Source organism: Micromonospora arborensis, assembly GCF_003205615.1.
GTDB classification, from domain to species: domain Bacteria; phylum Actinomycetota; class Actinomycetes; order Mycobacteriales; family Micromonosporaceae; genus Micromonospora; species Micromonospora arborensis.
The window spans coordinates 84,591-110,984 of the sequence record NZ_PYBV01000025.1 but is presented as its reverse complement, the minus strand read 5'-3'; the positions used below and the strand labels follow the sequence as shown (position 1 = coordinate 110,984).

The 26,394-nt window shown below is 72.6% G+C and carries 28 protein-coding genes; 12 read left to right on the top strand and 16 right to left on the bottom strand.

Annotation, left to right across the window (positions count from 1 at the left end):
- Positions 1–67: 67 nt before the first annotated feature.
- Both C7C45_RS20300 and C7C45_RS20295 read right to left on the bottom strand, forming a co-directional pair.
- A complete protein-coding gene (locus tag C7C45_RS20300; RefSeq protein ID WP_110565262.1) occupies positions 68–733 on the bottom strand; it encodes a hypothetical protein in 666 nt (221 codons plus the stop codon).
- A 58-nt stretch (positions 734–791) separates the two neighbouring features.
- Positions 792–2,120, bottom strand: coding sequence for a M20/M25/M40 family metallo-hydrolase (locus tag C7C45_RS20295; protein WP_110565261.1), 1,329 nt, complete (start codon positions 2,118–2,120; stop codon positions 792–794).
- Positions 2,121–2,303: 183 nt separating this feature from the next.
- Here C7C45_RS20295 and C7C45_RS20290 point away from each other — a divergent pair, with 183 nt between their 5' ends.
- The 3 genes from C7C45_RS20290 to C7C45_RS20280 all read left to right on the top strand — a co-directional run bounded on the left by C7C45_RS20290 (position 2,304) and on the right by C7C45_RS20280 (position 4,285).
- Positions 2,304–2,912 (top strand): hemerythrin domain-containing protein, encoded by a 609-nt coding sequence (locus tag C7C45_RS20290; protein ID WP_110565260.1) that lies wholly within the window; start codon positions 2,304–2,306, stop codon positions 2,910–2,912.
- An 86-nt stretch (positions 2,913–2,998) separates the two neighbouring features.
- Positions 2,999–3,979 (top strand): LysR family transcriptional regulator, encoded by a 981-nt coding sequence (locus C7C45_RS20285; protein WP_110565259.1) that lies wholly within the window; start codon positions 2,999–3,001, stop codon positions 3,977–3,979.
- Positions 3,980–4,039: 60 nt separating this feature from the next.
- Positions 4,040–4,285 carry a hypothetical protein gene (locus tag C7C45_RS20280; protein WP_110565258.1) on the top strand — a complete coding sequence of 82 codons (246 nt, stop codon included), beginning with the start codon at positions 4,040–4,042 and terminating at the stop codon, positions 4,283–4,285.
- Positions 4,286–4,340: 55 nt separating this feature from the next.
- Here the strand turns inward: C7C45_RS20280 and C7C45_RS20275 are convergent, their stop codons facing one another.
- From C7C45_RS20275 to C7C45_RS20265, 3 genes are read right to left on the bottom strand one after another with little or no spacing between them, the layout of a single operon-like run.
- Entirely contained in the window at positions 4,341–4,691 is a 351-nt protein-coding gene (locus C7C45_RS20275; RefSeq protein ID WP_110565257.1) for a DUF3140 domain-containing protein, read from the bottom strand.
- Positions 4,691–4,903, bottom strand: a complete 213-nt coding sequence (locus tag C7C45_RS20270) for a hypothetical protein (RefSeq protein ID WP_110565256.1) — start codon at positions 4,901–4,903, stop codon at positions 4,691–4,693. The genes C7C45_RS20275 and C7C45_RS20270 overlap by 1 nt, the downstream gene beginning before the upstream one ends.
- Positions 4,900–7,458: an ATP-dependent Clp protease ATP-binding subunit gene (locus C7C45_RS20265; RefSeq protein WP_110565255.1), complete on the bottom strand. Its 2,559-nt coding sequence runs from the start codon at positions 7,456–7,458 to the stop codon at positions 4,900–4,902. Before C7C45_RS20265 ends, C7C45_RS20270 begins: the two co-directional genes overlap by 4 nt.
- Before the next feature lie 141 nt (positions 7,459–7,599).
- On the opposite strand from C7C45_RS20265, the gene C7C45_RS20260 reads away from it, so the two are divergent.
- The 7 genes from C7C45_RS20260 (at position 7,600) to C7C45_RS20230 (ending at position 16,042) form a co-directional block, all read left to right on the top strand.
- The gene (locus tag C7C45_RS20260) at positions 7,600–7,992 is read left to right on the top strand and encodes a PIN domain-containing protein (protein WP_110565254.1); all 393 of its coding nucleotides are present in this window, start codon (positions 7,600–7,602) and stop codon (positions 7,990–7,992) included.
- Between the two features lie 152 nt (positions 7,993–8,144).
- Positions 8,145–8,405 carry a hypothetical protein gene (locus C7C45_RS20255; RefSeq protein ID WP_030504016.1) on the top strand — a complete coding sequence of 87 codons (261 nt, stop codon included), beginning with the start codon at positions 8,145–8,147 and terminating at the stop codon, positions 8,403–8,405.
- Positions 8,406–8,411: 6 nt separating this feature from the next.
- Positions 8,412–9,464 (top strand): hypothetical protein, encoded by a 1,053-nt coding sequence (locus C7C45_RS20250; protein WP_110565253.1) that lies wholly within the window; start codon positions 8,412–8,414, stop codon positions 9,462–9,464.
- Complete coding sequence (locus C7C45_RS20245) at positions 9,457–12,132, top strand: FtsK/SpoIIIE domain-containing protein (protein WP_110565252.1); 2,676 nt, start codon at positions 9,457–9,459, stop codon at positions 12,130–12,132. Before C7C45_RS20250 ends, C7C45_RS20245 begins: the two co-directional genes overlap by 8 nt.
- Positions 12,129–12,791, top strand: a complete 663-nt coding sequence (locus tag C7C45_RS20240) for a hypothetical protein (RefSeq protein WP_110565251.1) — start codon at positions 12,129–12,131, stop codon at positions 12,789–12,791. Before C7C45_RS20245 ends, C7C45_RS20240 begins: the two co-directional genes overlap by 4 nt.
- Before the next feature lie 93 nt (positions 12,792–12,884).
- A complete protein-coding gene (locus C7C45_RS20235; RefSeq protein ID WP_110565250.1) occupies positions 12,885–15,485 on the top strand; it encodes a CHAT domain-containing protein in 2,601 nt (866 codons plus the stop codon).
- Positions 15,486–15,526: 41 nt separating this feature from the next.
- Positions 15,527–16,042 (top strand): trypco2 family protein, encoded by a 516-nt coding sequence (locus tag C7C45_RS20230; RefSeq protein ID WP_110565249.1) that lies wholly within the window; start codon positions 15,527–15,529, stop codon positions 16,040–16,042.
- Between the two features lies 1 nt (position 16,043).
- Here C7C45_RS20230 and C7C45_RS20225 read toward each other — a convergent pair whose 3' ends face one another.
- A complete protein-coding gene (locus C7C45_RS20225; RefSeq protein WP_110565248.1) occupies positions 16,044–17,318 on the bottom strand; it encodes a cupin domain-containing protein in 1,275 nt (424 codons plus the stop codon).
- A 9-nt stretch (positions 17,319–17,327) separates the two neighbouring features.
- On the bottom strand, positions 17,328–17,633 hold the full coding sequence (locus C7C45_RS20220) for a hypothetical protein (protein WP_007459745.1): 306 nt from the start codon (positions 17,631–17,633) through the stop codon (positions 17,328–17,330).
- Positions 17,634–17,790: 157 nt separating this feature from the next.
- Here C7C45_RS20220 and C7C45_RS20215 point away from each other — a divergent pair, with 157 nt between their 5' ends.
- Positions 17,791–18,570, top strand: coding sequence for a DUF72 domain-containing protein (locus tag C7C45_RS20215; RefSeq protein ID WP_110565272.1), 780 nt, complete (start codon positions 17,791–17,793; stop codon positions 18,568–18,570).
- 43 nt (positions 18,571–18,613) lie between these two features.
- Here C7C45_RS20215 and C7C45_RS20210 read toward each other — a convergent pair whose 3' ends face one another.
- The 9 genes from C7C45_RS20210 to C7C45_RS20170 form a co-directional block, all read right to left on the bottom strand.
- Entirely contained in the window at positions 18,614–19,042 is a 429-nt protein-coding gene (locus C7C45_RS20210; protein ID WP_110565247.1) for a DUF2267 domain-containing protein, read from the bottom strand.
- Positions 19,035–19,220, bottom strand: a complete 186-nt coding sequence (locus C7C45_RS20205) for a hypothetical protein (protein ID WP_110565246.1) — start codon at positions 19,218–19,220, stop codon at positions 19,035–19,037. Before C7C45_RS20205 ends, C7C45_RS20210 begins: the two co-directional genes overlap by 8 nt.
- 109 nt (positions 19,221–19,329) lie before the next feature.
- The gene (locus tag C7C45_RS20200) at positions 19,330–20,202 is read right to left on the bottom strand and encodes a DUF72 domain-containing protein (protein ID WP_110565245.1); all 873 of its coding nucleotides are present in this window, start codon (positions 20,200–20,202) and stop codon (positions 19,330–19,332) included.
- Between the two features lie 48 nt (positions 20,203–20,250).
- On the bottom strand, positions 20,251–20,649 hold the full coding sequence (locus C7C45_RS20195) for a TraR/DksA family transcriptional regulator (RefSeq protein WP_110565244.1): 399 nt from the start codon (positions 20,647–20,649) through the stop codon (positions 20,251–20,253).
- Positions 20,650–20,813: 164 nt separating this feature from the next.
- Positions 20,814–21,467, bottom strand: coding sequence for a nucleoside/nucleotide kinase family protein (locus C7C45_RS20190; RefSeq protein WP_110565243.1), 654 nt, complete (start codon positions 21,465–21,467; stop codon positions 20,814–20,816).
- A 42-nt stretch (positions 21,468–21,509) separates the two neighbouring features.
- Positions 21,510–22,115, bottom strand: coding sequence for a winged helix-turn-helix domain-containing protein (locus tag C7C45_RS20185; RefSeq protein WP_110565242.1), 606 nt, complete (start codon positions 22,113–22,115; stop codon positions 21,510–21,512).
- 248 nt (positions 22,116–22,363) lie between these two features.
- Complete coding sequence (locus C7C45_RS20180) at positions 22,364–22,912, bottom strand: winged helix-turn-helix domain-containing protein (RefSeq protein WP_110565271.1); 549 nt, start codon at positions 22,910–22,912, stop codon at positions 22,364–22,366.
- 50 nt (positions 22,913–22,962) lie between these two features.
- Positions 22,963–23,451 (bottom strand): rhodanese-like domain-containing protein, encoded by a 489-nt coding sequence (locus tag C7C45_RS20175; RefSeq protein WP_110565241.1) that lies wholly within the window; start codon positions 23,449–23,451, stop codon positions 22,963–22,965.
- A 46-nt stretch (positions 23,452–23,497) separates the two neighbouring features.
- Positions 23,498–23,941: a cysteine dioxygenase gene (locus tag C7C45_RS20170; RefSeq protein WP_110565240.1), complete on the bottom strand. Its 444-nt coding sequence runs from the start codon at positions 23,939–23,941 to the stop codon at positions 23,498–23,500.
- A gap of 215 nt (positions 23,942–24,156) precedes the next feature.
- On the opposite strand from C7C45_RS20170, the gene C7C45_RS20165 reads away from it, so the two are divergent.
- On the top strand, positions 24,157–26,391 hold the full coding sequence (locus C7C45_RS20165) for an MMPL family transporter (RefSeq protein WP_244200466.1): 2,235 nt from the start codon (positions 24,157–24,159) through the stop codon (positions 26,389–26,391).
- Positions 26,392–26,394 lie beyond the last annotated feature (3 nt).

Genomic DNA, 26,394 nt, shown 5'->3' with positions numbered 1-26,394 from the left:
GTGACCGACGGTCACCGCCGACTGCCGGCTGCGCCCACAGCCCGGGCCAGGGTCAGGACCTACTCGTCTAGTGCTGGTGCCCGGCGTGGTCGTGGTCGTCGTCGTCGAGCTCCAGGAACGGGTGCTCGTCGAGCCGGCCGACCAGCCGGTCGTCGGCCGCCGGCTGGAACGGACCGACCGCGTCGTCGTCGTCGAACGACTCCAGGTCGACCGGGGTGCCCACCTCGCTGACCATGACCACCCCGTCGAGCGGTTCCAACTCGGGGACGTCCAGCGCGCCGAGCGAGCCGTCGCCGCTCTGCAGCAGCTCCAGCACCGCCTCGCCGACCCCCTCCACCGGTGCCGGCTCGTCGTCCTCCGGGGTGCCCTCGCGGCGGGCCACCTCGGCGACACGCAGCAGCGCGGCCACGCTCGGCACCCGGTAGTCACGGCGCTGCCGCACCGAGATCACCCGGGGGTGCGGGTCGCTGGCCTCGGCACCCTCGGCGCCGCCGAAACGCTCGTCGGCTTCGTCCGGGTCGATCGAGTCGACATCCCACGGCGTCACCTCGCCGAAGGCGTCGAGCAGCCGCTCGTCGTAGGCGAAGGAGGCGTTGTTCAACGCCACGTACGCCTGCCAGACGTCGTCGTCGTCGACGCGGCCCTGAGCGGCGCGTACGGCGGCCAGGTGGTGGCGAGCCGCTTCGATCACCCGCTCGAGAGCGGCGTCCAGCTCACCGTGCTGGTCGGTCATGTGGGGCAGTCCCTTCACGTTGGGGAGGTTGCGCGCCGGCGGCAACTGCCGGCCGCGGCTAGCAGGTGCGGAGGAACCGGTCGAGAACCCGCACGCCGAACTGTAGTCCGTCCACCGGAACGCGCTCGTCGATGCCGTGGAACAACGCCGAGAAGTTCAGGTCGGCGGGCAGCTGAAGCGGCGCGAACCCGAAACAGCGGATACCGAGCTGTGAGAACGCCTTGGCGTCGGTGCCGCCGGAGAGCATGTACGGCACCGGTCGCGCCCCCGGGTCCTCCGCTCGCAGGGCCGCCGACATGGCTTCGACGAGGTCCCCGTCGAAGGTGGTCTCCAGCGCCGGCTGGCGCTGCACGTACTCGATCGCGATGTCCGGGCCGACCAGCTCGCGCAGTTGCCGCTCCAGCAGCTCCGACTGGCCGGGCAGGCTGCGGCAGTCGATGGTGGCGGTGGCCCGGCCGGGGATGACGTTGTCCTTGTAGCCGGCGTCCAACCGGGTCGGATTGGCGGTGTTGCGGATGGTCGCGCCGATGATGTTGGCGATCGGGCCGAGCTTGGCGATGGCCGTCTCCGGGTCGTCCGGGTCCAGCTCGATGCCGAGCACGTCGGAGACCTCGGTCAGGAAGGCCCGCACGGTGTCGGTGACCACCACCGGGAAGCGGTGCCGGCCGATCCGGGCGACCGCCTCGGCGAGCGCGGTGACCGCGTTGTCGTCGTGCATCATCGAGCCGTGCCCGGGGCGGCCCTTGGCGTGCAGCCGCAGCCAGTCGATGCCCTTCTCGGCGGTCTCGATGAGGTAGAGCCGCTGGCTGTCGCTGACCGAGTACGAGAAGCCGCCGACCTCGCCGATCGCCTCGGTGCAGTCGTCGAAGAGGTCACGGTGGTGCTCGACCAGGAAACGTGCGCCGTAGTCGCTGCCCGCCTCCTCGTCGGCGGTGTACGCGAGCACGATGTCGCGCGGGGGTCGTACGCCGGTGCGCTGCCAGTGCCGCACCACGGCGAGCACCATCGCGTCGAAGTCCTTCATGTCGATCGCGCCCCGGCCCCACAGGTAACCGTCGCGCAGCTCACCGGAGAACGGGTGCACCGACCACTCGTCGGCGTCGGCGGGCACCACGTCCAGGTGACCGTGCACGAGCAGGGCGCCGCGGCTGGGGTCGGTGCCCGGGATGCGGGCCACCACGTTGGCCCGGCCCGGCGCGGACTCGTGCAGGACAGACTCCACGCCGACCTCGGCGAGCTTCTCCGCCACGTACTCGGCGGCGCGGCGCTCGCCGACGCTGGTGTCGTTGTCTCCCGTGTTGGTGGTGTCGATACGCAGCAGGTCGCGGCAGAGGTCCACGACCTCTGCGGTGGGGTCCGGTCGGGCGGAGGCCGCATCGCTCGTCATCGGCTCTTCATACCAGCCGGGGCTGGCCGCCCGCCCGGCGCACCGGTGCGGACGGGCCCGCGCGCCGGTGGCCGCGGACCGACCCATCGACGGGCCCGGTTTCGCCGGGAACCCGTTCGGGTACCGCCGCCCTTGACCGCACGTCCCTGCCGGAGCTTCCGCCCGCCAGTCGAGGAGGGCACCATGTCCGCCGTTCCCCTGCCGCCGCTGCCGCCCGCACCCGAACCCGCGGAGGGCTACCGGCCCGGTGGCCCCAACATCGCCGACATCGTCGACCAGGAGCACCGCCAACTGCTGGCGCTGCTGGACCAGCTGACCGGCCCGGACGCCACCGGGCAGGAAGGGCTGGCGGTGCTCACCGCCGCGCTGTCGCGGCACCTGTCGGCCGAGGAGCAGTACCTGCTGCCGGCGGTACGCGCCGCGCTGCCGCACGCGTCGGAGCGGGTGGACGCCGAGATCAACGCCGACGCCAGCCTGCTCAACGCCCTGAAGGGGTTGACGGACGAGGCGGTCACCGAGGTGGCCGAGCGGGTCCGCCGGCACGTCGACGGGGTGGGCTCGCTCGTCACCGAACTGCGCGCGGTCGCATCCGAGGAGGAGCTGATCCGGCTCGGCAACCGGCTGGAGATCGCCGAGGAGGCGGCCCCGACCCGGCCGCACCCGGGCACTCCGGCCACCCCTCCGTGGAACCGGATCGTGGAGCCGGCGGTCGGGGTGGTGGACAAGGTCCTCGACGCGGTGACCCGCCGGCCGACGTACCTGGCGGACCTGCCGGAGCCACCGCGCGACTGAGGGGCGGCGACGGCCGCCAGTGCATTCATTATCACCAATCCGCTCGGGCTATTCCGCCGGCTGACGCGTAGTCCTACCGTCACCCTATGAACCTGGAGCTGCGTCACCTGCGGGTGGTCTGCGCGATCGCGGAGACGGGGAGTGTGACGAAGGCGGCGTCGGCCCTCGGCCTGGCCCAGCCGGCGCTCACCGCCCAGCTCCAGCGCATCGAGCGGACACTGGGCGGCCCGCTGTTCGACCGGGACCGGCGCGGTGCCCGGCCCACCGCACTCGGTGAGCTGGTGCTGGCCCGGGCCCGGGTGCTGCTGCCGGCGATGAAGGGGCTGCAGGACGAGGCGGCCCGTCTGGCCGGGTCCGGCGACGCCCCGCCCTGTTATCGGCTCGGTGGAGTGAACAGCCCGATCCTGGGCCGGATGGTGCACCGGTTGGCGGCCGAGCAGCCCTCCGCCCAGATCACCACGTTCGCCTCCTGGTCGGTGGACGAGCTGGCGCAGTTGGTGGCCGGCGGGCGACTGGACTTCGCGCTCGCCGGTGTGTGCGGCGACGCCAGCCCGTCGGCCGGGTTCGGGTTGAGCTGGCAGGAGGTCGCCATCGACCCGGTGCTGGTGCTGCTGCCGGAGACGCACCCCCTCGCGGCGCACGACGAGGTGCGCCTGGACGACCTGCGCCACGAGCAGTGGGTCGCCGCGCCAGGCGACGGCTGCTTCGCCGACTGCTTCGCCGCCGCCTGCGCCCGCGCCGGCTTCACCCCGCGCAAGGTGTACGAGACCGACATCCGCGGCTGCGTCGACCTGGTGGAAGCCGGCGTGGCCGTGGCGCTGTGCCAGGCGACGTTCCGCCCGGTGGCCGGTCTGGTCACCCGTCGACTCGCCGGCATACCGTTGCGCTGGCGACTCCTGCTCGGCTGGCATCCGGACTCCCCCGCCGCCCGGGAGGCCGACCTGGTGTTGGAGACGGCCAAGGCAGCGTACGTCGACTCGTTGGCGCCGCACCCCGCGTACCTGGCCTGGCTGCCGCGCAACCCGGGGTTCGGCGTCCGGCAGACCAGCGGGGTCCGACCGGGCTGAACGGGGAGGTAACCCGGTCGGTGGCGGTGCGAACCGCCGCTGTCCGGGTATCTGGCGAACATGACCGATCTCTACCCGCCCGCCGACGACCGGGAGCTGCTCCGCCAGGCGGCCGCCGCGCACACCGCCGCCACCCGTGAGGTGGAGGCGTTCCTGCGCCGCCTGCCGACGGTGCCCGACCCGGCCGACGTCACCGAGTACGCGAATCTGCTCACCCGGGAGGACCAGACCCGTTCCGAACGGGACGCTGCCGCCGACGCGGCGGGGTTGACCATCGCCAGCCTGGAACCCGACCAGGGCCAGTAGCCGAACGCGACGGTGCCGTCCCCGCCCGGGACGGCACCGTCGTGCGTGGGACCGCTCAGCGTTCGACGAGCGGGTCGTGACCCAGGTCGAGCAGCGAGTGCCGCCACGTGTCGTCGGCGTTGCCGCGCGACGGCTTGGCGTCCATCAGCTCGCGGATCCGTTCGACCGCCTCCCGCATCACCTCGATGTCCTCCGGGGTGAGGTCGACCTTGCGCTTGTTCAACACCTTGAGAATCTCCCGGCCCGGCTGGGGCAGGTCGAGGTTCGGGTTCGGGCTGAACGAGTCCTCCCCGGACCCCCGGGTCAGCAGCCACGTCCGCAGCTGCTCCGACGGGACGTTGACCTCGGCGTGGAAGTCCTCCCAGAGCACTTCCACCTCGGGGTCGAGCCGCGCTTCGCGTACCATCAGGTCTCCTCTTCGGGCGGCGGCCCGGACGTCTCCGGGTCGTCCTGGTCGGTCTTCGGATGCAGGCCCTCCGCGGGCACCCGCGTCCTGCGGGGGTTCGCGGTGGGCGGCGCCAGGATCGGGTCGGGATGGTCGTCCTCGTCCCGGGGTTTCGCGGACTCCGCCGGCTCGTGCGGGTCCTCGTGTTCACCTCGTCGCGCCGGCCCGCTCATCGCGGGTGTGTCGTCGTGGCGGCGGTGTACCCCCGCTCGCCCGCGGTCACGTCGAAGCTGAGCGCGCCGTCGCGGACGTCCACGACGACCTTCTGGCCGGGTGAGATCGCCGACTCCAGCAGCATCCGCGACAGGTGGTTGTCCACCTCCCGCTGGATCACCCGGCGCAGCGGGCGGGCACCGAACTCCGGCTGGTAGCCGTGCTCGGCGAGCCAGTCGATGCCGGCGGTGGTGAACTCCACCTGCAGGTCCTGGGCGTGCATGCGGCGACGGGTGTCCTCCAGCAGCAGCGCGGTGATGTCGCGCAACTGCTCGGCCTCCAACCGGCGGAAGATGATGACCTCGTCGATGCGGTTGAGGAACTCCGGGCGGAAGTTCTCCTGCAGGCGGCGCATCAGCCGCTCCCGCAGCTCGTCGCTCTCCTGGTCGCTGCCCGGCGCCCCGGCGCCGAACCCGACGCTGCGCTGGCTGCCCGTGATCAGCTCGGAGCCGAGGTTGCTCGTCATGATCAGTACGGTGTTCTTGAAGTTCACCGTGCGGCCCTGACTGTCGGTCAACCGCCCGTCGTCGAGCACCTGGAGCAGGATGTTGAACACGTCCGGGTGGGCCTTCTCGATCTCGTCGAGCAGCACCACCGCGTACGGGCGGCGACGCACCGCCTCGGTGAGCTGGCCGGCCTCCTCGTAGCCGACGTACCCGGGTGGGGCGCCGACCAGCCGGCTGACCGTGTGTCGCTCCTGGAACTCGCTCATGTCCACCCGGACCATCCGGTCCGCCTCGCCGAACAGCGCCTCGGCGAGAGCGCGGGCCAGCTCGGTCTTGCCGACGCCGGTCGGGCCGAGGAACAGGAAGCTGCCCATCGGGCGCTCCGGGTCGGCCAGCCCGGCTCGGGAGCGGCGGACGGCCTCGGCGACCGCGGTGACCGCGTCGTCCTGGCCGACCACCTTCTGGTGCAGGTGACCCTCCAGACGCAGCAGCCGGTCGCGTTCCTCCTCGGTGAGCTGGCTGACCGGGATGCCGGTGGCCCGGGACACCACCTCGGCGATCTCCTGCGGACCCACCTCGGGCACCTGGGAGCTGGACGAGCCGTCCTCGCCGTTAGCGCGACGGATGTCCTCCTCCAACTCGGCGATCCGGTCGCGCAGCGCCGACGCGCGCTCGTACTGCTCGTCGGTGACGGCCTGTTCCTTGTCCCGACGTACCTCGTCGAGTTCCTGCTCCAGCTCCCGCACGTCGGAGGCGGGCGTACGGGTCCGCAACCGCACCCGCGCGCCGGCCTGGTCGATGAGGTCGATGGCCTTGTCCGGCAGGAACCGGTCGGTGACGTACCGGTCGGACAGCTCGGCGGCGCTGACCAACGCCTCGTCGGTGAAACGCACCTGGTGGTGTGCCTCGTAGCGGTCGCGCAGACCGCGCAAAATGGCGATGGTGTCGTCGACGCTGGGCTCGGGCACCAGCACCGGTTGGAAGCGCCGGGCCAGCGCGGCGTCCTTCTCGATGCTCTTGCGGTACTCGTCCAGCGTCGTCGCGCCGATCACCCGCAGCTCACCGCGGGCCAGCGCCGGTTTGAGCATGTTGGACGCGTCCATTCCGCCCTCGCTGCCGGCACCGCCGGCCCCGACCAGGGTGTGGATCTCGTCCATGAAGATGATCAGCTCGTCCCGGTGCGCCCGGATCTCGTCGATCACCTTCTTCAACCGTTCCTCGAAGTCACCCCGGTACCGGGTGCCGGCGACCAGGCCGGCGAGGTCGAGCTGGACGACCCGCTTGCCGAGCAGGGTCTGCGGAACGTCACCGTCGCAGATCCGTTCGGCCAACCCCTCGACGATGGCGGTCTTGCCGACGCCGGCCTCGCCGATCAGCACCGGGTTGTTCTTGGTACGCCGGGACAGGATCTCCACGGCCTGCTCGATCTCGTCGGCCCGTCCGATCACCGGGTCGATCTGATCGTTGCGGGCCAGGTCGGTGAGGTCCTGCCCGTACTGGTCGAGGGTGGGCGTGCCGCGATCCGGCTTCGGCCCGGTCATCGGCCCACGCTCGGCGTTGGCGGCCTGCAACGACTCGGGTTGGATCCGACCGGCGGCCAGCATCCGCCCGGCCGGCGACTCCGGGTTGAGCGGCAGCGCCATCAGGATGTGCTCGGGGCCGATGTAGTTGGCGCCCATCGCCCGGGACAACTGGTGGGCGTCGAGCAGCGCCCGCTTGGCGGCCGGGGTCAACGACAGGTTCGGCGGCACCTCCCCGCGCGGTGCCCCGTCGCCTTTTCCGCCGAGGGCGTTGAGCAGGGTGTCCGGGTCGGCGCCGGCCCGGCGTACCAGGTCACGCAGCGGTTCGCGCTGCAGCGCCGCCCAGAGCAGGTGGTCGGTGTCCAGGTCGCTGCTGTGGCGTTGGGCGGCCCGCCGGGCCGCGTCGGCCAGCATCTCCCGGGCGTCGGCCGTCATCAGGCGGGTGATGTCGACCCGGTGTGGCGGTCGGCGCCCTCCCTCGCCCCGGCCGAAGTACCTGGCCAGGAATTCGTCCCACGGGTCGGAGCCGGTCTCACCGGGTCCCATCATGTCTGTCCTCCGCAGTAGGGCGCGGCATGGTCGGCAGGGGCTACCCGGCGCGCGCCCCGACAAACGCCGCAGGAGGCGGGAGCACCGGCATTCCGGGAGTGGCGTCGGGCCCGCACCGGCCGTTGGTGGCAGGCTGACGGGATGAATGAGACCCCGCTGCTGATCGTGGATGGCGCCAACGTCGTGGGCTCCCGCCCGAACGGGTGGTGGCGCGACCGTGCCGGGGCCGCTGCCCGGTTACGCGACTCCCTCGCCCCGGTGGCGACCGTGGGGCTGCCGGCGCGTCTGCCCGCACCGGTGGAGGTGGTGCTGGTGGTCGAGGGGGCCGCGCGGGACGTGCCGGGCACCGAGGGCGTCCGGGTGGTCTCCGCCGCCGGCTCCGGGGACGACACGGTGGTCGAGCTGGTGGAGGGGGCGCCGCGCCGACGCCGGCTGGTGGTCACCGCCGACCGGGAGTTGCGCGGCCGCGTGACCGCGTTGGGCGCCGAGGTGTACGGCCCGCGGTGGCTGCGCGAAGCACCGACCAGTAACTGAGAAAATCTCGGACCGGGACTCCCACAGAACGGACTCCCGGCACTTCCGGGCCTCTTCCGGACAGGCGGGCAGGAACACCGACAGGGCGGATGTTCTTTCGCGACCGCCGATAGGCTCTAATGGAGATCTCCCCGCCCCCAGGAGGTTCCGCCGTGGCCAGCGTCGCTGAGCTGAAGGCTGCCATCGATGTCGCCCTCCAACAGATCGGCGACGGGCAGACAGCCGTACAGGCCGCCGGCGAGAAACTGGCCGAGGCGCAGCAGACCCTCGCCGGCGCCCTGGAGGGCAGCGGGCACGAGACGGTGGAGGCGGCCCAGGCGTCCCTGACCCAGGCCAGCCAGGAGCTGGAGGAGTGTCTCGCCGCGACACTTGTCGCGGTCGAGCAGGCGCAGCTCTACGTCGCCACCCTGTAGGCCGCCATGTCCATCATCGAGGACGTCGGTGGGCAGGTCCGTGCCGCCAGCGAAGAGTTTCCGGTCGCCCTGCTCGGGCAGGCGCTGGAGAAGTTCGGCCTGGCCACCGAGCGGCTGCGCTGGGTGCGCCAGGAGTCGGCCAACCCGATGGGTGTGCCCGAGTTGTCCGCCGCCACCGAGCACGCCGAGAGCGCCGGCTACGCGCTGCGGGTGGCGCAGGAACAGCTGTCGGCGTACCTGGCCGCGATCGGGCTCGCCGCGGACGGCGCCCCGGCCCCCCGCCCACAACAGCGCGAACCCCGGCACGACAGCCCACCGGCGGCCGGGCCGACCGAAGTGGCCCCGGAGCCGGCCGAGCAGGTCCGGCTGCGCCGCTGGTGGTCGGTGCGGGTCGCGGAGCTGACCGGCGGGCAGGACAGCGGCACCGACGAACCCGACGAGCACCTGGGTGACTCCCAGGAGCTGCTGCGCCGCGTGGTCGGCGGGGTGCGCGCCGGCGACCGGGACCGGCTGCGGAAAGAACTGCGCCGAGCCCCGGCCGACGTGGGGCTGGGCATGGCGGCGCTGACCCCACCGCTGCTGCGTGAGCTGGCCGGTGAGCTGTTGGGGCACCCACCGCGCGCCACCGACCTCGGGCGGCTGCGCGGGGAGTTGGGCGGGCGCGTACGCGACCTGTTGCCGGGGCTCCCGCCGCCGGTGCTGGAGACGCTGCTGACCCGGGTGTGCCGGATGCCGCCGCCACGGGCGTCCGGGGAACCGCCGCACGCCGCCGACTCCGCGGTGACCGCCGGTGTGGCGACCGGGCTGCTGCTCGCCCGCCTCGGTCGGGACCTGCCCTCCGGCGCCCGCCCGCCGGCCGGCGACGCGGGCCAGCCGGGCGGCGGGTCGCAGCCGGCGGGCGGAGGCCGGCCGCCGGGCACGGGACAGCCGGGCGACGTGGGCCAGCGGCCGGGTGGGTCCGGTACGCAGCGCTCCGCCGGGCAGCGCTCCGCCGGGTTGCCGCCGCGCTCGGGTAGCCCGTGGCAGGACGCGCCGACTCGTCGGGGCTCCGATGGCTGACCGGCGCGGGCAGTTGGCCCGCCGGGTCCGGGACACCCTCGCCGAGGCGTTGGGCGCCACCCGTACCCGCCTGTCCGCCGCCCAGGCTGAGCTGACCGCCGGGCGGGAACGGCTGGCCCGGGTGCAGCGGGCGGCGGCCGCCGTACCGGAGCGGGTCGGCGCCCAACGGGACCGCCGCATCGCCGAGATCGACGCCCGTTACTCCACTCGGATCGCCGAGCTGGCCCGACGCGCCGCCGACGCCGCCCGTGCCGAGGCCCCCGGTTGCGCGGGGGCCGACTGGGCGGGGTGGGCACCGACGCCGGCCCGCCGGGCGGAGCCGCCCGGCGCGCTGCGGGTCGGCACGGTCCGGATCGACGGCGTCGACCCGGTGCCCGCACTGGTGCCGCTGCTCGACGCCGGGCACGTACACCTCTCCGGCGACGATCGCGCCGGCTGCGACGCGGTGGTCTCCGCGTTGCTGCTGCGGGCCGCCGGCCGCGCCGACCCGGGGGCGGTCCGACTGATCGGGTACGACCCGGAGCAGCTCGGCGGCGGCCTGGCCGGGTTCGCCCCGCTCGGCACGGCGGGGTTGCTCACCTTCGTCGGCCCCGGCGGGCTGAGCCCACTCCTGGACGACCTGGTGGAGCAGATCCGCCGGATCAACGAGACGGTGCTCGCCGGCGAGTACGCCTCGTTGCGGGAACTGGCCGCGGCGACCGGCCGACGACCCGAACCGTGGCGGGTGGCGGTGCTGCTCGGCGGCGACGAGCTGAACCGGCACGAGCGTGGGCAACTGGACCGGATCGTGCGGGCCGGCGCGGCGTGCGGTGTGCACCTGGTGGTCCACGGTGTGCCGCTGCCCGACGATCCGACGGTGACCCGGGTGGTGGCCGGGGTGTCCGGCGCGCGGATCGGCGGGTCGGCCGGGCTGCCGGTCCGGTTGGACCCGCCGCCACCGGCGACGCTGGTCACCGAGACCTGCCGGGAGATCGCCGCCCGGGTGAACGCGGGCCCACCGCCGACGCCGTTCGGCGACCTGCTGCCCCCGCCCGAGCTGATGTGGCGGGAGGACTCCGCCGACGGGCTGACCGCGCCGATCGGTGAGGGTCCGCACGGCCGGCCGGTCCGGCTGACGCTGGGCGACTATCCCCCACACGCGCTGATCGGCGGGCCGTCCGGCACCGGCAAGACCAACCTGATCTTCGCGTGGATCGGTGCCCTCGCCGCCCGCTACTCCCCCGCCGAGCTGGAGTTCTACCTGCTGGACTTCAAGGAGGGGGTGTCCTTCGCGCGGTTCGCGCAGGGCCGGCGCGATCCGAGCTGGTTGCCGCACATGCGTCTGGTCGGCATCAACGTCAACACCGACCGGGAGTTCGGGCTGGCGCTGCTGCGCTTCCTCGCCGAGGAGCTGCGCCGGCGTGCCGACGCGGCGAAGAAACACGAGGTGACCAAGCTGGCCGAGCTGCGGGCGGTCGACCCGACCGGGCACTGGCCACGGATCGTCGCGGTGGTCGACGAGTTCCAGATGCTGCTGGCCGGCCGGGACGTGGTCGCCCGGGAGGCGGCCGACCTGCTGGAGGACCTGGCCCGCCGCGGCCGGTCGCAGGGCATCCACCTGGTGCTCGCCTCGCAGGACGTGCGGGGCATCGAGGCGCTGTGGGGCCGACCCGCGCTGGTCGCCCAGTTCACCCTGCGCATCGCGTTGCCGAAGGCACTGCGGATTCTCGCCGAACGTAACGACGCGGCGCAGTCGCTGCCCCGCTGGCACGCGGTGGTCAACGCCGAGTCGGGCATGGTGGAGGGCAACGAGATCGCCCGGATCCCGTCGGCCAGCGACTGGGAGACGTGGAGCGGGCTGCAGCACCGGCTGTGGCGGATGCGCCCGGCCGACGCGGCGCCGGCCCGACTCTTCGACGGCGACGCGATCCCCCGGCTGGCGGACGCACCGGATTTCCGGACGCTCGCCGTACCCCCGGACGGGACCGTGCCCCGCAACCCGGTCGCCCTGCTCGGCGAGATCATCGACGTGCAGTCCCGTTCGGCGGCGCTGCGGCTGCCGCGCGCTCCGGGGCGCAACCTGGCGGTCCTGGGCACCCGGGTGGACGAGGCGTGCGCGGTGCTGGACGCGGCTGCCCGGTCGCTGGCCCGCCAGCACCCGCCGGGCACCGCCCGGTTCTCCATCGCCTGCCTCGACCCGGACGCCGACCCGATGGCCCGCGCGCTCTACGACGACCTGGCCGACGACGCCGCCTGGTACGACGAGGAGACCGTGGGCGAGCTGATGGCCGAGACGGCCGACGGGCTGACCGGGCCGGGCACCCCGCACTACCTGCTGCTGTTCGCGGTCGATGCGGCAGCCGGCGCGCTGGCCGCCCGCGCGGGTCGGCGCACCGGCCTGGAGCAGCTACGCCGGATCATGCACGACGGGCCGGAACGCCGGACGCACGTGCTGGCCTGGTGGCGGGGGGTGGCCCGGATGCGCGCCGACCTGGGTGGGCCGGCCGCCCGCACCGACCAGATCGGCGCCTGGGTGGCGCTGGACGCGCACGGCGGTGAGCTGGGCGCTTCGCTCTACCCGGGCACGGGCGGCCCGGACTGGTATCCCCGCCCCTGGCGGGGGCTCTTCTTCGACCGGGCGGTCCACCGCACCGGCCAGGTCATCATCCCGTATGGACCGTCGCGATGAACGAACCAGTGGCCAGTGAGACGTACTCGGCGCAGTTGCGGCGGTTGGCCGACCTGACCGCGCGGGTGCGCGAGCAGCGCGCCGAGGCGCACACCTGGCACGAGCGGCAGTGCGCCGCAGCCGAACGGGCCGTGGCCGAGGCCGCCGAGCAGGTCCAGCACGCCGAGGAGGAGCTGGTCGCCGCGCGCGAGCAGCAGGAACGGGTCGACGCCGAGGTGGCGCACCTGTGGCAACAGGTACGCACCCGGCTGGGCGCCCGCCGCCTCGGCGGCCCGCCCGCCCCGGCGAACGGCACCGGGGCCACCGACCCGGTGCTGCTGCTCGGGCGGGCTCGGGACCTGCTCGACCGGGCCGGGCAGCCGGGTGAGCTGCCCGGCTCGGTCAACCCGCTGCTGGCGCTCTGCGGGGTGGCCGGTGCGGTACTGGCGTACGCGCTGGGAGCCGGCGCCCGCGCACTCGGCGTCGGGTACGGCGGCGACCTGGCGGTCGCGATGCCGGTGCTGGCGCTGGTGGTGACCCTGCTCGGGCCGTTGGTCGGCGTGGTGCCGGCGCGGGTGCTGGCCGACCGCCGGCACGCGGTGCTCGGTCCCCGGCCGATCAGCGTGGTGGTCGGCGCGGGGGTGCTCGCCACCGGGTTGCTGCTGGCACTCGGCCGATGACCGAACTGGTCGAATCAATCCACAAGGGGCTGTCGAATAGCCGACCGCCGGCGCGGCGAAAATCAGAGCGCGATCTTCGATACGGTACGTGAAATGGTCAGCTTCTTGCTCAGCTACCGCGCCGGCGACGACAACGTCGTCGCGCGCGTGCTCGATGACGCGCTGACCGGACGATTCGGCAGCGTCGTTCGCGACGATTCGATGGCGTTCGTGTCCTCCGCCGAGCTTCGGCACCGCCTGTCCGCCTCGGCGGCGTTCATCGTCGTGATCGAACCTCGTCTACTCGGCGCTCCGGCAGGCTGGTTGGAACGACTTCCGGGTAGCGCCCGCCGGACGATCGAAACCGCCTTCGAACAGCAGGTCCCGGTCATCCCGGTGCTGGTGGACGGCGCTTCTCTGCCACCCGAGGCGGACCTTCCCACCGCGCTCAAACCGCTTGCCCAGCAGCACTACCGGCGGGTCGGCACGCACACCGTCCAGGCGGACGTCCGGCACCTGGTCGACGACCTGGTAACCAATTTCGGCGCGGAGACCGACACTGCCGGGCCCGCGATCCCGGTGATCCTCAGCGTGGAGCCGGTGCGCTGGTTCATGCCGCCCCCCACGCACGGGCCGGCGGCGATCGTCTACTCGACCCGCCAGGGTGCTCTGGAGGTCGCCGGCAGTGGCCGGCCGATGGCGTGGTGGCACCCGGGGTTCGTAGCCCGCTACTCGACGCGCTACGAGGTGGACACCGGCAACCACTGGCTCGTCTACGACACTCGGCTGCCCACCAGAGGCGGCGCGTACGCCTTCGAGGCGTCGATCGCCGTCGGCTTCCGGGTGACCGACCCGGCGCAGATCGTCCGACGCGGGATCACGGACGCCGCGGCCCTGGTCCGCGATTTTCTGCTGGACGCCTGCCGGCCCATCACTTCGCAGTACGCCGTCGACGAGGTGGCCCAAGCGTCGACAGCCATCGACCGACGGCTCACTCAGGACACGTCCGCTCTCGGCGGCATCACGCTTCACCTGCGGGACACGCGGCTGTCCCTCGACGAACGAGCCAGTCACTACGTGCGCGAGCGCGAACTGGAGCGGCAACGACACGACCTGGAGGAACGAGCGTCGTACCGGCGGGGACGGATTCGGCCGGACCTGATCGCCCCTGAGGCTGACGCTTCGGAGTCCGCCGACGACCTCGACATGCCGGTGTTGCTCAGCAGGAGGGTGATAACGACGTATAACGGGCCGTCAACCACGTCCTTCCAGGGCGTCACCCGGGCACCGGAGCGGCTGCTGGTGGCGCGCGCGCCCACCCAGGTCCCGGCGGGTCGGGACCTGACCGTCGACGTCCGGCTCGTCACCGAAGGACGGCCGGTCCACCCGGACGCCGTGACCTCGCCGTTGGCGAACTTCCTGGTCAGCGACGACGGCACACCGGTGACGGTGACCGTCCACGCGCCGGCCGGCCTGCACGCCGAGGGCCCGCTCCAGCAGACCGTGCTGGTCCTGCCGGACGAGGATCCGAACCCGATCCGGTTTGGTTTCGGGGCGCGTACCCCCGGTCTGCATCGCATCGACGTGACGGCCTGGGCCGGCGGCACGTTCCTCGGCGAGGTTTCTGTGGAGGTCTCCGTCGCGGACGGTGGGCCGTTCCGCGACGGCCAGCCGAAGACGGCGCCGATGGGTGCCCCGCAGGCACGACCGGGCGAGGTCACCATGGAGGTGCGCTTCGACGGCAGCCGCTACACCTTCCAACTGCGCTCCGACGCGGCGCTGTTCGCGCCGGTCGTCGAGTCGATCACGAACACGCCGAACGCCGCGGTGGAGAATGCGATCAAGGAGTTGCAGCAGCTCGCCGGGGGTGGTTCCCGCTACAACGCGACGATGACCCGCGAGGTCATCCGGTCGGCGGGTATCCAACTGTGGTCGGAGATGGTGCCGGCCGACGTGCGGGACCAGTTCTGGCAGGTCGGCGCCGACATGAGCGCCTTCACGATCGCCACCGACCACGACGTGGTCCCGTGGGAGCTGCTCTATCCGCTCAGCGCGCAGCGGGATGCCGGTTTCCTCGTCGAGCAGGTCCCCGTGGTTCGCCGCACCTATGGTCAGCGCCGCAACGCGAAGGTCGGCCTGCGCAACCCGCGCTTCGTGGTGCCGCCGAAGGCTCCGACCGGCGCGCACGAGGAGATCGCCACCATCGGCGCGATCCTCGGCGCGGCCGCCAGCGAGCCCATCACCAGGGCCGACGAACTCCTCGCCCTGATCAACTCGGGGACGCTGGGTGCGACCCACTTCGCCTGCCACAACACGTTCTCGTCGGACGGCTCGTTCATCGACATGGATGGCGGCCGGTTCAAGCCGGCCCTGCTCGCCGAGGCCAGCATCCGGAAACTGCTGGCGGAGGCCGGCCCCCTCGTGTTCATCAACGCGTGCCGGAGTGCGGGCGTGGCACCGACGTACACGAAGATGCTCGGCTGGGCGCAGCAGTTCATGTCGTCCGGAGCGGGCGCGTTCGTCGGCACCCTCTGGGCGGTGCGTTCGGACAGCTCGGCCCGTTTCGCGACCGCGTTCTACCAGTCCCTCGCGGACGGCGCCACGCTCGGCGCGGCGGCCCTCGCCGCGCGGGTCGAGCAGCAGGACGATCCGCTCGACCCGACCTGGCTGGCCTACACCGTGTACGGCGACCCGTTCGCCACCGCGGCGGTCTGACCGGTCGGCAACTCAACTCGCGCAGAAGAGGTTGGTGCGGCATGGACGTGGTCGACTACAGCGTGCCGGTCGAGGAACTGGTGTCGGCGGTGAAGGACGCGGTGAAGCAGGCCGGCATCTCCACGACCGACAAGGGCCGGGACCTGCGGGTCGGCTCGGTTCAGCTGATCCTGAGCGCGGTCGTGACCACGAAGCTCGGCGGTGGCGTGGACTTCCGGGTCCCGGTGATCGGCTGGAAGGTCAAGGTGGGCGGCAGCCACTCCCGACAGAAGACCCACACGATCGACATCACCCTCGTCGCCGAGGATCTCCACGATCGGCACGAGCTGCGCCACGGCGCGGTCGAGGCGACCCTCGTCGACGCGATCACCACGATCCGCGCGGTGGTCGCCGCCGGCGCCGGGGGTGATGACCCGCTGGTGTTGAAGGCCAGCACCGTGGAACTCGTCTTCGGTGTCACCGACCAGGGCACGATCTCGGTCGGCGCGGAGGGTGAGCTGACCGACGAGGTCACCAACACGCTCCGGATCGAGCTGCTCGCGGCCCCGATCGGCTAGGTCAGGCCGGGACCAGGACGGCCTCGCGGAGCAGTCGACGGGCCAGGGTGATTCGGTCGGCGTCGTCGGGCAGCCCCGGCAGGTCACCGACCCGGGTGACCGTGCCGCTGAGCACGGCGCGGACCGCCGGCTCGCAGTCCGCGGGCAGGGTGATGGTGCGGTCGAACAGCCGAAGCGCCACCGTGTCCGAGCCGTGCGGCACGAGTTGCCAGCGCAGGCCCGAGCGCAGGGTGACCCGGGAGTCGGCGTCCACCGCGGCCAGCGCCTCCGCCTGGGCGAGCGGCCGGATGGGTGCCGGGCGGGCAGCCGGCCACGCGCGTTGCCGCAGTCGCGCGGCGACCGCGCTCGGGTCGGCGCGCAGCAGCCAGTCCCGCAACGCCTCCACCGTCTCGGTCAGCTCCGGCTCGATGGCGTCCGGGTCGGCCACGTCGGTGCCGAACGGCAGGCTGGCCCGCAGCCGCTGGTCCTCGGCGGCCAGCGTGAGCAGCTCCTCGACCAGGGCGTACCGGGTAAGGGCACGGATGCCCACGGTCAGGTGCAGCGAACTCGCGTCCTGCGCCTGCGCGCTGTGCAGCCAGCCCCGGGGCAGATAGAGGGCGTCGCCGGGGGCGAGCACCACGTCCAGGGCGGCCGGGCCCTGTGCGGTGGCGCCGACCTCGTCGGCGCGGCCACCCCACGGCTGCTTCTCCAACGGATCGGGCAGCACCGGCGGGTGGATCCGCCAGTGCTTACGGCCGTCGACCTGCAGGACGAACACGTCGTGCGTGTCGTAGTGGGTGGCGAATCCCTGGCTGCCGGCCGGCGTGAGGTAGGCGTTGATCTGCAACGGTTGGTTGAGCGCGAGGCCCAGGTCGCGGGCGAAGTCGACGAGCGGTGGCCAGATCCGGTGTAGACCCTGCAACACCAGCGTGGCGCCGGCGGCGTACTGCTCCAGGACCCGCTCGTCGAGCACCTGGTCGCCGATCTCGGCGCCGGCGCCGCCGCCGCCGGTCCAGCGCGCCGCGGGCACCAACTGGCCGTCCCTGGCGACGCGCAGGAAAGGGGTACGCAGACCGCGCCGGCTCAACAGTTCGTCGGCGTCGGCGGGGCTGAGCAGGTCGGTGAAGCCGGACGGGTCGGGCAGCTCGGCCGCGCGGGACAGCAGCGGAGTGTGTCCCCAGTGCGCGGCGGCGAACTTGGCCGGTTCGACCGAGACACAGCGCGCCAGGGCGGCGGTGGCGTGGGCGGACGAAACCGCCGGGCGGCCGTGGCCGCCCGGCGGGTCGAGGTGTGTCATGGTGTGCCGCTACCGTGCGCTGCCGTCGGCGCCACCGTCCTGCTGACCCGGCGTCGCACCGCCGTCGGCGGGACCTTCCGCGCCACCGTCAGCGCCACCGTCCTGGTGACCGGGCGTCGCGCCGCCGTCGGCCGGGCCCTCCGCGCCACCGTCAGCGCCACCGTCCTGGTGACCGGGCGTCGCGCCACCGTCGGCCGGGCCCTCCGCGCCACCGTCAGCGCCACCGTCCTGGTGACCCGGCGTCGCGCCACCGTCGGCCGGACCCTCCAGACCGCCGCCGCCCGTGGTCTGCATGTCGTCGTCGTTGAGTGCCATCGGTACTCCCTCGGGTGTGCCGCCCCGCCGTGCGCCGGGCTCCGTCGTGGTGCGGGTGGTACCCCACGCGCGATCTTCTCTAACCCTCACCGTAGACGCCGAACCGGAACGACACGGGCGGTTCGCGAGCGGCGGCGCAGAGTGCCAGGATGGGGTGGTGATCCTGGTGGGCACGTCCGGTTGGCAGTACCGGGACTGGCGAGGCCGCTTCTACCCGCAGCAGCTGCCGCAGCGACTCTGGCTGGAGCACTTCGCGGCCGGGTTCGCCACGGTCGAGGTCAACAACGCCTTCTACCGACTGCCGGAGCGGGACACCTTCGCCGCCTGGCGGGCACGGACTCCGGCCGATTTCTGTGTGGCGGTGAAGATGAGCCGCTATCTCACCCACATCAAGCGGCTGCGTGATCCGGCCGAGCCGGTGGCCCGGTTCCTCGGCCGCGCCACCGCACTCGGTGACCGGCTCGGTCCGGTGCTGCTGCAACTGCCACCGAACCTGCGCGCGGACGTCGAGGCGCTCGACGCGACCCTGCGATTGTTTCCGGCGGAGGTGCGGGTCGCGGTCGAGCCCCGGCACCCCTCCTGGTGGACCGACGCCACCCGGGCGGTGCTGGAACGGCGTCGGGCGGCGCTGGTCTGGGCCGACCGGTTGGGACGCCCGGTCGCCCCACGCTGGCGCACCACCGACTTCGGGTACCTGCGGCTGCACGAGGGCCGCGCCCGCCCCTGGCCCCGCTACGGCCGCGCCGCCCTCACGTCCTGGGTGGGCCGGCTGACCGACGCCTTCGGCGCGGACGAACCGGCGTACGTCTACTTCAACAATGATCCGGGCGGCGCCGCGATCGTGGACGCCATCGCGTTCGCGGCGTTGGTCGGTGCGGCTGGGCAGCCGGTGTCGCGGGTGCCGACCGCCGCCGAGGCGGACACGTCCGGCGGCTGAGCCCGCCCGACAGGTCGTCGGGCGGGCTCGGGGCGTCAGGCCGTCACGGCATCATCGTGGCCAGGTCGGCCGGCATGGTGTCCTTCACGTCCTGCCACTCGCCCTGGGTGACGTGGCGGCGCAGGGTGTCCAGCACCACCTGCGTCACCCGCTCCGGGCCGCCCTCCGCGTCATACGGGAAGCCCTGACGGACCTCGTACAGGAAGTCGTCCCGGTTGAGCTTGACCGGCACGTCGGACGGAACCCAGCCGTCGAAGTAGATCCCCCGGACCAGCACCGGCAACTGCTGGGCGAACTCCACGCTCTCGTCCACCGGCAGCCGGTCGCGCAGCAGGTGCAGCACCGTGCGCAGGGCCGCGTACGACTGGTTGCGCCGATCCTTCGGCCAGCCGTAGGCGTTCTCGATGTCCTTGAGAATGAGGTTCGTCTTGTCCAGCGAGGACTCGAACGCTGAGATCATCGCGTCAGCCATCGGTCGACCCCCGTTCCGTGCTGTCCCACCGTCGGTCGTCGGTGCGGCGCGGCGGCCCCACCGGGCCGCGTCGGGCCCGCACCGGGCTGCCCTGCGGGGCACTCCGGGCGTTGTCGGCCGTGCCGACCACGTGCAGGACGGCACCACGCCGTCGATCCGTCACCACTCGAACCGTCATCCCCCACCTCCGTGTCGTCTCCGGCGTCGGCCACCCTCGGGCGGCCGTACCCACCGCGTCCACCCTGCCGGCGGGTCGGGTGATCCGGCCCCACCCGGATCGGGTGAAGTCAGTCGACGGCGAGCAGACCTGCGAGGGTGGTGGCGTTGGTCTGCGCGTAGTCGCGGTAGCAGTTGTTCATGAGCACGTGGGTCTGGCCTGCCTCGTCGGCCAGCTCCCGCAGCTTCGGCGCCCAGTCGGCCAACTCCCGCTTGGAGTAGTGGTAGCCGAACTTCTCGTGGATGTCCTTGCTGGTCCACTTGTCGCTGTGACCGTGGAAGCGCATCACCGCGAGGTCCGCGGTGGCGGCCAGCACCGGGGGCAGCGACGAGCGGTGGCCCTGCGGCATGTCCACGCAGACGTACGGCAGTTCGTGCTCGCGGAGGAAGCCCAGGGTCTCCTCGGCGTTGTCGCCGTCGAACCAGGAGGCGTGCCGGAACTCGTAGACCGCGCGCAGCGGCGCGCAGCGCTTCGCCACCTCCAGCAGGTACTGCTTGTTGGCCCGCTTGATGGTGAACCAGGGCGGGAACTGGAACAGCAGCGCGCCCAGCTTGCCCGCCTCGACCAGCGGGTCCAGCGCGGACAGGAAACGCGTCCACACCTCCTCGTACGCCTGCGCGGGCAGGTCGTCGGGGTAGACGTTCTTCTTGTCGGTCTCTGGGCGAAGGTCCTTGTAGAGGGCGCTGACCCGGGTGGGATGCCCGGTCAGCAGGCTGAACGCCTTGATGTTGAAGGTGAAGCCGGCGGGGGTGCGCTCGGCCCACAGCCTCGCGGTCGCCTCGGCGGGCGGCGAATAATACGTCGCGTCCACCTCGACCAGCGGGAACTGCCGGGCGTAGTAGGCCAGCCGTTTCTCCGGGGTGTCCGCAGTCTGCGGATACCATCCCGAGTCCAGCAGTGTGCGGTCGGTCCAGGACGCGGTGCCCACCAGGATGTCACCCATGGGTGAAGTCCATCGCGTCGCGGACCGGCCGGCAACCGCTGGCGTCGCTCAGGCCGCCCGCCGTTCGCGGGTCTGCTTGCACGTCACGCAGGTGGTGGCGGACGGGAAGATCTCCAGCCGCTCCACCGGGATCGCCGCCGCGCAGCCCTCGCACCAGCCGTAGGTGCCCTCGTCGAGTCGGGCGAGGGCGTGCTCGTACTGGGCACGGCGGTCGAGGATGGTGCGCAACAGGGACTGCGCGGTGTCCCGCTCGGCCGTCTTGGTGCCGCTGTCGGCCTGGTCGTCGCCAGCGGTGTCACCGACCTCCACGAGGCGCAGCACCTGGCTCTGCAGCACGGCCTGGTCGTACTCGGCGGTCAGCTCGTCGTAGTGCGACTGGAGGGAGAGCTTGATCTGGTCGATCTCCGTCTGAGGACGGGTCGTACCGACCGTGTCGTGGGCGACCATCGCTGCCTGCCTTTCCTGGGCCTGAGGCTCAAGGTGAACCGGGTTCCGGCGGCGTCAGGCCCCGGTCACGGTCGCAGTGGGTGCGCGGGCGACCACCCGCGCTCTGTGAGCCGGGCGAGTACCCGCCGGATCAGCCGCACAAACCGGCGAGTTTTCGGCGATTGTCAGTCGTCGCCGTCGGGCTCCACGAGCGCGGGGCGGCGGGGGTCGTCGGCCCGCACCACCACGTCGGCGAAGCTCGCCGGGACGACCTCCTCGGCGTACCGGTCGAAGGCCGGCAGCGCCCATTTCTGGTCCGGTTCGGTACGCCGACGCAGCGCCGCCGGGGTCATCTCCAGGTGGACGGTGACGTCGAAGGGAAGGCCACCGCCGAGCAGCAACGAACCGCTGACCAGGACGACGCCCCCGGGTGGCAGGTCGACGTAACGGGCGCGGCTGGCCCGATCGGCGTCGGCGTCCCAGAGCGACGGGAGCAGCCGTCCGGTGCCGCCCGGGCCGGCCGGGTCGAGCACCTCCCGACGCAGCCCGGCCTCGTCGACCCAGTTCTCGTAGTAGGAGTCCGGATTGGTGCGGCCCAGCTCGAAGCGCAGCGACGCGGGGCGGAGGAAGTCGGTGGCGCGGATGTGCAGCACCGGGCGGCCCCGGGCACGCAACGGGTCGACGAGCGCGGCGGCCAGACTGTCGACGCCTGCCGCTGGAGCGCCGTCTACGGCCACCCGCAGCCGCGCGGGCCCGGCGGCGGCGCGGATCGCCGCGTCGGCCAGCCGGGCGGTCAGCTCGTCGACGAGCAGGTCGGGCGAGATGGGGCGGATACGCACCGGACCATCCTGCCCGGTGCCCGGTGGGGTCGGTGACGCCGGTCAGCCGGTGCGGTCGATGGTGACCCGGGCATCGTCGGCCAGCCGGTAGCCCACGCCGTAGACGGTGGTGACCAGGGGTACGTCGACACCGACCTTGCCGCGCAGCCGACGCACGTGCACGTCGACGGTGCGTACGCCGGCGTGCTCGTAGCCCCAGACGGCGTTGAGCAGTTGCAGCCGGGTGAACACGCGGCGCGGATGGGCGACCAGGTGCAGCAGCAGGTCGAATTCCAGCCGGGTCAGCGGCAGCGGCTCGTCGTCGCGCAGCACCGAGCGGGACGAGGCGAGGATGTGCAGGGCCGGGATGGTCGGGCTGAGCGCGCGGGTCGGCGACCGGTGGGTCGGCACCTGGTCGGGGCGGCGGTCGGCCGGCACGGCCCCGATGATCACGCCCTCACCTCGCTCGAGCATCTCGCGCGCGGCCTCCAGCAGTCGACGTGCCGCCGGGGTCAGCGACTCCTCACAGGCCAGCGGGATGGACAGCGTCACGGTGAGCATGGGCGCGGCGGTGTTCGCCGGGCGACGCTGACCGCCGGGAGGTCGACCGGGCACCGAAGGTTGGGACGTATGCCATCCGGCGCGCGACGAGGCGGGGCTGACCGACATGGTCCTCCTTGGGCTGGTCCGGGTATCTCCCCACGGCCCGGGACGCCGCTTCATCGATGTTTCCCGGCGCTCGGGCGAGGGTCAAGAGGCGGCCGCGTTGCAGGAATGTGACAATTGACGAACGCATCGGAGCCGGATGCTCGCTCTGCGTACGAGGTCTGATGATTACAGCAGAGCCCTCGAGATGCCCCGATACGGGGGTCCCCGTCCGGTTCACCTGGGCGTTCGCACGATCTCCGGGCCAGGGGTCAGCGGCTGTGGTCCACGCTGATCCGCGCCTCGTCGGCCAGTCGGTACCCGACCCCGTAGACGGTGGTGACCACCTCCGAGCCGGCCAGTTTGGCGCGCAGCCGACGGACGTGCACGTCCACCGTCCGGGCCACCGCGTGCTCGTAACCCCAGACGCTGGACAACAACTGCAGGCGCGTGAAGACGCGACGCGGCCGCTCGGCCAGGAACAGCAGCAACTCGTACTCGATGCGGGTCAGCGCGACGACCCGGTCGCCCCGGCGGACGATCCGCGAGCCGGCCAGGATGTGGACCTGGTCCGCGTCGGCGGACGGCTCGCCGACGGCCAGGCTCGGGGCCGGTCGCGGCCCCGGCGCGACGTCCCCGACGGTCCGCAGCTGCCCCTCCCCCGACTCGGCCAGCTCGCCGAGCAACTGCACCAGCCGGGCCAGCCGCGGGCTCAGTGGCCCCGGGACGAGGTCGAGGGTGATGGTCAGGGTCGGACCGGTGCGCGGGCGGGGTGGGCGTACCCCCGGGTGACGGCGGGTGGGAATGGCGACGACGGACATGGTGCCTCCTGAGTGGCGGTACGCCCGCCACGCCCGGTGGGGCGTGACGGTCAGCGGCGTGCCCACCCGGTGTTGACCGGGGGCGCGAGAGGGGGGGCGCGGTGCAGTGGGGTGGGGCCGAGGGCCGGGAGGCCGGCGATCCGCCAGGCGGCGAACCCGCCGATCACGTCGGTGGCCCGGTGCAGGCCGACGTCCTGCAGGGCGGCGGCGGCCAGCGACGAGGTGTAGCCCTCCTGACAGAGGATGATCACCGGTACGTCGTAGTCGACCGCCTGCGGCAGTCGGGCCGGACAGCGGGGGTCGAAGCGCCACTCCAGCACGTTGCGCTCGATCGCGAGCGAGCCCGGCACCACCCCGTGCGCGGCCCGCTGCGCGGCCGGCCGGATGTCGACAAGCAGTGCGCCGGCACGGCACGCCAGGTGCGCCCGTTCCGGGTCCAATCGGTGGAGCTGGGCGCGCGCGGCGGCCAGGATCTCGTCGATGCCCCGGGAACCCGGCGGCGGCACGGGGGCTGGACGGTGCTCGGCGGTTACCTGCATTCTCGGTTCCTTCCGGTGACAGGGGGTGGGTCGTTGCTCGCCGTGCTCACCAGGACCGGCCGGCTTCGGCGACCTCGGCGATTCGCAGCCGCCCGTCCACGAGGTGGTAGCGGGTCATCCGCAGCAGCGCCGGACGGTAGACGTGCACGCTGACCGCCGGTGTCGCGCCCTGGTTGGTCACCTGGTGCACGTGCCGGGGGCCGAAGCGGCGACCGGCGCCGGCGGGCAGCAGCCGTGGGCGTAGCCGACCGCCGGCGATCGTCTCCTCGGTGAGCGCGCCGGCGACGACTCGGAACGCCCCGGCGGAGCCGCCGTGGTCGTGCAGGTCGGTGCCCTGCCCGGGCAGCCAGCTCAGGGCCCACACCTCGTGGTCGTCGCCGCTGGCGAGGCGGGCGTACCAGCGCTCGGCGGGGTCGAAGCGCAGCGTGACCGGCCAGCAGGCCGGGTCGACCCATCGAGCGGCGACGGTGAGCAGGTCGGACTGGATCATGGCGGTTCCTCGCGGGTCGTTCGGCGGGGTGCCCCCGTACTCTAGACGGCAAACCCTATAGGTTTAGTAGGTAATTCCGCCTGTTGGGACACGGGCTGCCTTTCCGGCAACCGCGTGGGGTGCGGTTTTCCACACCCGGGCTGCTGTGGTCGGCCTGCGGAGGACGGCGGTCGACCTCATGGTCCGGACCGCGGTGAGTCCATAGCGTCGTCGGCATGATCCAGAAAGTCATCAGCATGGGCCGCGCGCCGTTCGCCGCCCGGATCGGCCGGTGGAGCGCCAACCATCCCTGGCTGGCGATCACGGCCTGGCTGTGCTTCGTGGTGGCCAGCGTGGTCGGTGGCAGCCTGGTCGGCACGGTGCAGGCCACCCCGCAGAACAGCCTGCACGGGGAGCTGGCCCGCGCGGACCGCATCGAACAGGCCGGCGCGTTTCCTGACACCCCGGCAGCGGAGAGCATTCTGATCACGGCGCGGGCGGGCGATCTCGATCTCCAACGTGCGCAGGCCGTGGCGATCGACCTGTCCGCGCGGATGCGCGTCCTGCCCGAGGTGGCGAAGGTCGCCGACCCGGTCACCTCCCCCGATCGCGACGCGGTGCTGGTCGAGGTGGAGATGACCGGTTCGGCGAACGACGCCGACGCACGCGTTGGACCGCGGCTGGAGGCCACCACGCAGGCGCAGCAGCGGTACCCCGACCTGTGGGTGGAACAGGTCGGGTCGGCATCCCTGGGGAAGGCGCTGACCGAGACGCTGGCGGCGGATTTCGTCCGGGCGGAGCTGATCAGCGTGCCGGTGGCGCTGCTGATCCTGCTGTTCAGCTTCGGCGCGTTGATCGCCGCCGGAGTGCCCGTCGTGCTGGCGTTGTCAGCAGTGGCCGGTGCGATGGGGCTGGCACAGTTCGCCTCACACATCTTCCCGGCCGGAGAGCTGGTCAGCAGCATCATCCTGCTGATCGGCATGGCGGTCGGCGTCGACTACTCGCTGTTCTACCTACGCCGCGAGCGGGAGGAACGAGCACGCGGGCATGACCATCGCAGCGCGGTCGAGATCGCGGCCGCCACCTCGGGGCACGCGGTACTGGTCTCCGGCGTCGCCGTCCTGGTCGCCATGGCCAGCCTGTTCCTGGTCGGCGACAACACGTTCAGCTCGATGGCGATTGGCTCGCTCCTGGTGGTCGGCGTCGCGGTGGTCGGCTCCCTCACCGTGCTGCCCGCGATCCTGGTCACCCTCGGGCGCTGGGTGGACCGGCCACGGGTGCCCTTCCTCGGTCGGCGAATCCACCGGGCGCAGCGGAGCCGCTTCTGGGCAGCGGCCCTGCGACCAGCGCTACGCGCGCCGCTGGTGACCCTCGTGATCTCCGTCGGAGCACTGGTCATCGTCGCCGTCCCGGCGCTGGACATGAACCTCAAGAAGCCGACCTCCACCGACCTGCCCCGCTCGATTCCGATCCTGCGCACCGTCGACCGCCTGGCGCAGGCGTTCCCGAGCAACGACCTGGGCACCAGCCACGTCGTCGCGGTCCGCACCAACGCCGCCGGCGGTCCGGCGGTGGAGCGGGAACTCACCGAGCTTTCCAGGCGGATCACGGGCGACAGCCGCTTCGCTCAGGACCGTCCCCCGACCGTACGCAGGTCCGCCGACCGAACCGTCTTCCTGGCCAGCGTCCACGTCTCGGGCGCCACGGACAGCGGCGCGGCGACGCAGTCGCTGCGACGGCTGCGCGGCGAGTTGCTGCCCCAGACCGTCGGCACCGTCGCCGACACAGAGTGGGCGGTCGCCGGACGTACCGCCAGCGACGCCGACTTCCGCGACCGGATGGCGGCGGCACTGCCGCTGGTTGTCGCGTTCGTGCTCGCCATGACGTTCCTGATCATGCTGGTCACGTTCCGGTCGGTGGTGGTGGCGCTGACCTCGATCCTGCTCAACACGATCTCCGTGGCCGCCTCGTACGGGCTGCTGGTGCTGGTGTTCCAGCACACCTGGGCCGAAGGCGTGCTCGGGTTCACCTCCAACGGCGCGGTCGTGTCCTGGCTGCCGCTGATGCTGTTCGTCATCCTCTTCGGGCTCTCGATGGACTACCACGTGTTCGTCGTGAGCCGCATCCGCGAGGCGGTCCAGGGCGGCGTACCCACCCGGCAGGCGATCGAGCAGGGCATCGTCTCGTCGGCGTCCACGGTCAGCAGCGCCGCGATCATCATGGTCGCCGTCTTCTGCGTCTTCGCCACGCTGTCGGTCGTCGAGTTCAAACAACTCGGCGTGGGGCTCGCCGCCGCGATCCTGATCGACGCCACCATCATCCGCGCGGTCGTCCTGCCGTCCCTCATGCGGCTGCTCGGCGAAGCGAACTGGTGGGCCCCCCGATTCCGCACCCGCCGCCCTGGGACCGCGGTCACACCCCGCGACGGTGACGCCGACACACAGGTCATCATGGCGGTCGTCGACCGGTAGTCA

Coding starts and splice junctions, on each gene's coding strand:
- C7C45_RS20300 (WP_110565262.1), bottom strand. CDS start 733: ATGACCGACCAGCACGGTGAGCTGGACGCCGCTCTCGAGCGGGTGATC.
- C7C45_RS20295 (WP_110565261.1), bottom strand. CDS start 2,120: ATGACGAGCGATGCGGCCTCCGCCCGACCGGACCCCACCGCAGAGGTC.
- C7C45_RS20290 (WP_110565260.1), top strand. CDS start 2,304: ATGTCCGCCGTTCCCCTGCCGCCGCTGCCGCCCGCACCCGAACCCGCG.
- C7C45_RS20285 (WP_110565259.1), top strand. CDS start 2,999: ATGAACCTGGAGCTGCGTCACCTGCGGGTGGTCTGCGCGATCGCGGAG.
- C7C45_RS20280 (WP_110565258.1), top strand. CDS start 4,040: ATGACCGATCTCTACCCGCCCGCCGACGACCGGGAGCTGCTCCGCCAG.
- C7C45_RS20275 (WP_110565257.1), bottom strand. CDS start 4,691: ATGGTACGCGAAGCGCGGCTCGACCCCGAGGTGGAAGTGCTCTGGGAG.
- C7C45_RS20270 (WP_110565256.1), bottom strand. CDS start 4,903: ATGAGCGGGCCGGCGCGACGAGGTGAACACGAGGACCCGCACGAGCCG.
- C7C45_RS20265 (WP_110565255.1), bottom strand. CDS start 7,458: ATGATGGGACCCGGTGAGACCGGCTCCGACCCGTGGGACGAATTCCTG.
- C7C45_RS20260 (WP_110565254.1), top strand. CDS start 7,600: ATGAATGAGACCCCGCTGCTGATCGTGGATGGCGCCAACGTCGTGGGC.
- C7C45_RS20250 (WP_110565253.1), top strand. CDS start 8,412: ATGTCCATCATCGAGGACGTCGGTGGGCAGGTCCGTGCCGCCAGCGAA.
- C7C45_RS20245 (WP_110565252.1), top strand. CDS start 9,457: ATGGCTGACCGGCGCGGGCAGTTGGCCCGCCGGGTCCGGGACACCCTC.
- C7C45_RS20240 (WP_110565251.1), top strand. CDS start 12,129: ATGAACGAACCAGTGGCCAGTGAGACGTACTCGGCGCAGTTGCGGCGG.
- C7C45_RS20235 (WP_110565250.1), top strand. CDS start 12,885: ATGGTCAGCTTCTTGCTCAGCTACCGCGCCGGCGACGACAACGTCGTC.
- C7C45_RS20230 (WP_110565249.1), top strand. CDS start 15,527: ATGGACGTGGTCGACTACAGCGTGCCGGTCGAGGAACTGGTGTCGGCG.
- C7C45_RS20225 (WP_110565248.1), bottom strand. CDS start 17,318: ATGACACACCTCGACCCGCCGGGCGGCCACGGCCGCCCGGCGGTTTCG.
- C7C45_RS20220 (WP_007459745.1), bottom strand. CDS start 17,633: ATGGCACTCAACGACGACGACATGCAGACCACGGGCGGCGGCGGTCTG.
- C7C45_RS20210 (WP_110565247.1), bottom strand. CDS start 19,042: ATGGCTGACGCGATGATCTCAGCGTTCGAGTCCTCGCTGGACAAGACG.
- C7C45_RS20205 (WP_110565246.1), bottom strand. CDS start 19,220: ATGACGGTTCGAGTGGTGACGGATCGACGGCGTGGTGCCGTCCTGCAC.
- C7C45_RS20200 (WP_110565245.1), bottom strand. CDS start 20,202: ATGGGTGACATCCTGGTGGGCACCGCGTCCTGGACCGACCGCACACTG.
- C7C45_RS20195 (WP_110565244.1), bottom strand. CDS start 20,649: ATGGTCGCCCACGACACGGTCGGTACGACCCGTCCTCAGACGGAGATC.
- C7C45_RS20185 (WP_110565242.1), bottom strand. CDS start 22,115: ATGTCGGTCAGCCCCGCCTCGTCGCGCGCCGGATGGCATACGTCCCAA.
- C7C45_RS20180 (WP_110565271.1), bottom strand. CDS start 22,912: ATGTCCGTCGTCGCCATTCCCACCCGCCGTCACCCGGGGGTACGCCCA.
- C7C45_RS20175 (WP_110565241.1), bottom strand. CDS start 23,451: ATGCAGGTAACCGCCGAGCACCGTCCAGCCCCCGTGCCGCCGCCGGGT.
- C7C45_RS20170 (WP_110565240.1), bottom strand. CDS start 23,941: ATGATCCAGTCCGACCTGCTCACCGTCGCCGCTCGATGGGTCGACCCG.
- C7C45_RS20165 (WP_244200466.1), top strand. CDS start 24,157: ATGATCCAGAAAGTCATCAGCATGGGCCGCGCGCCGTTCGCCGCCCGG.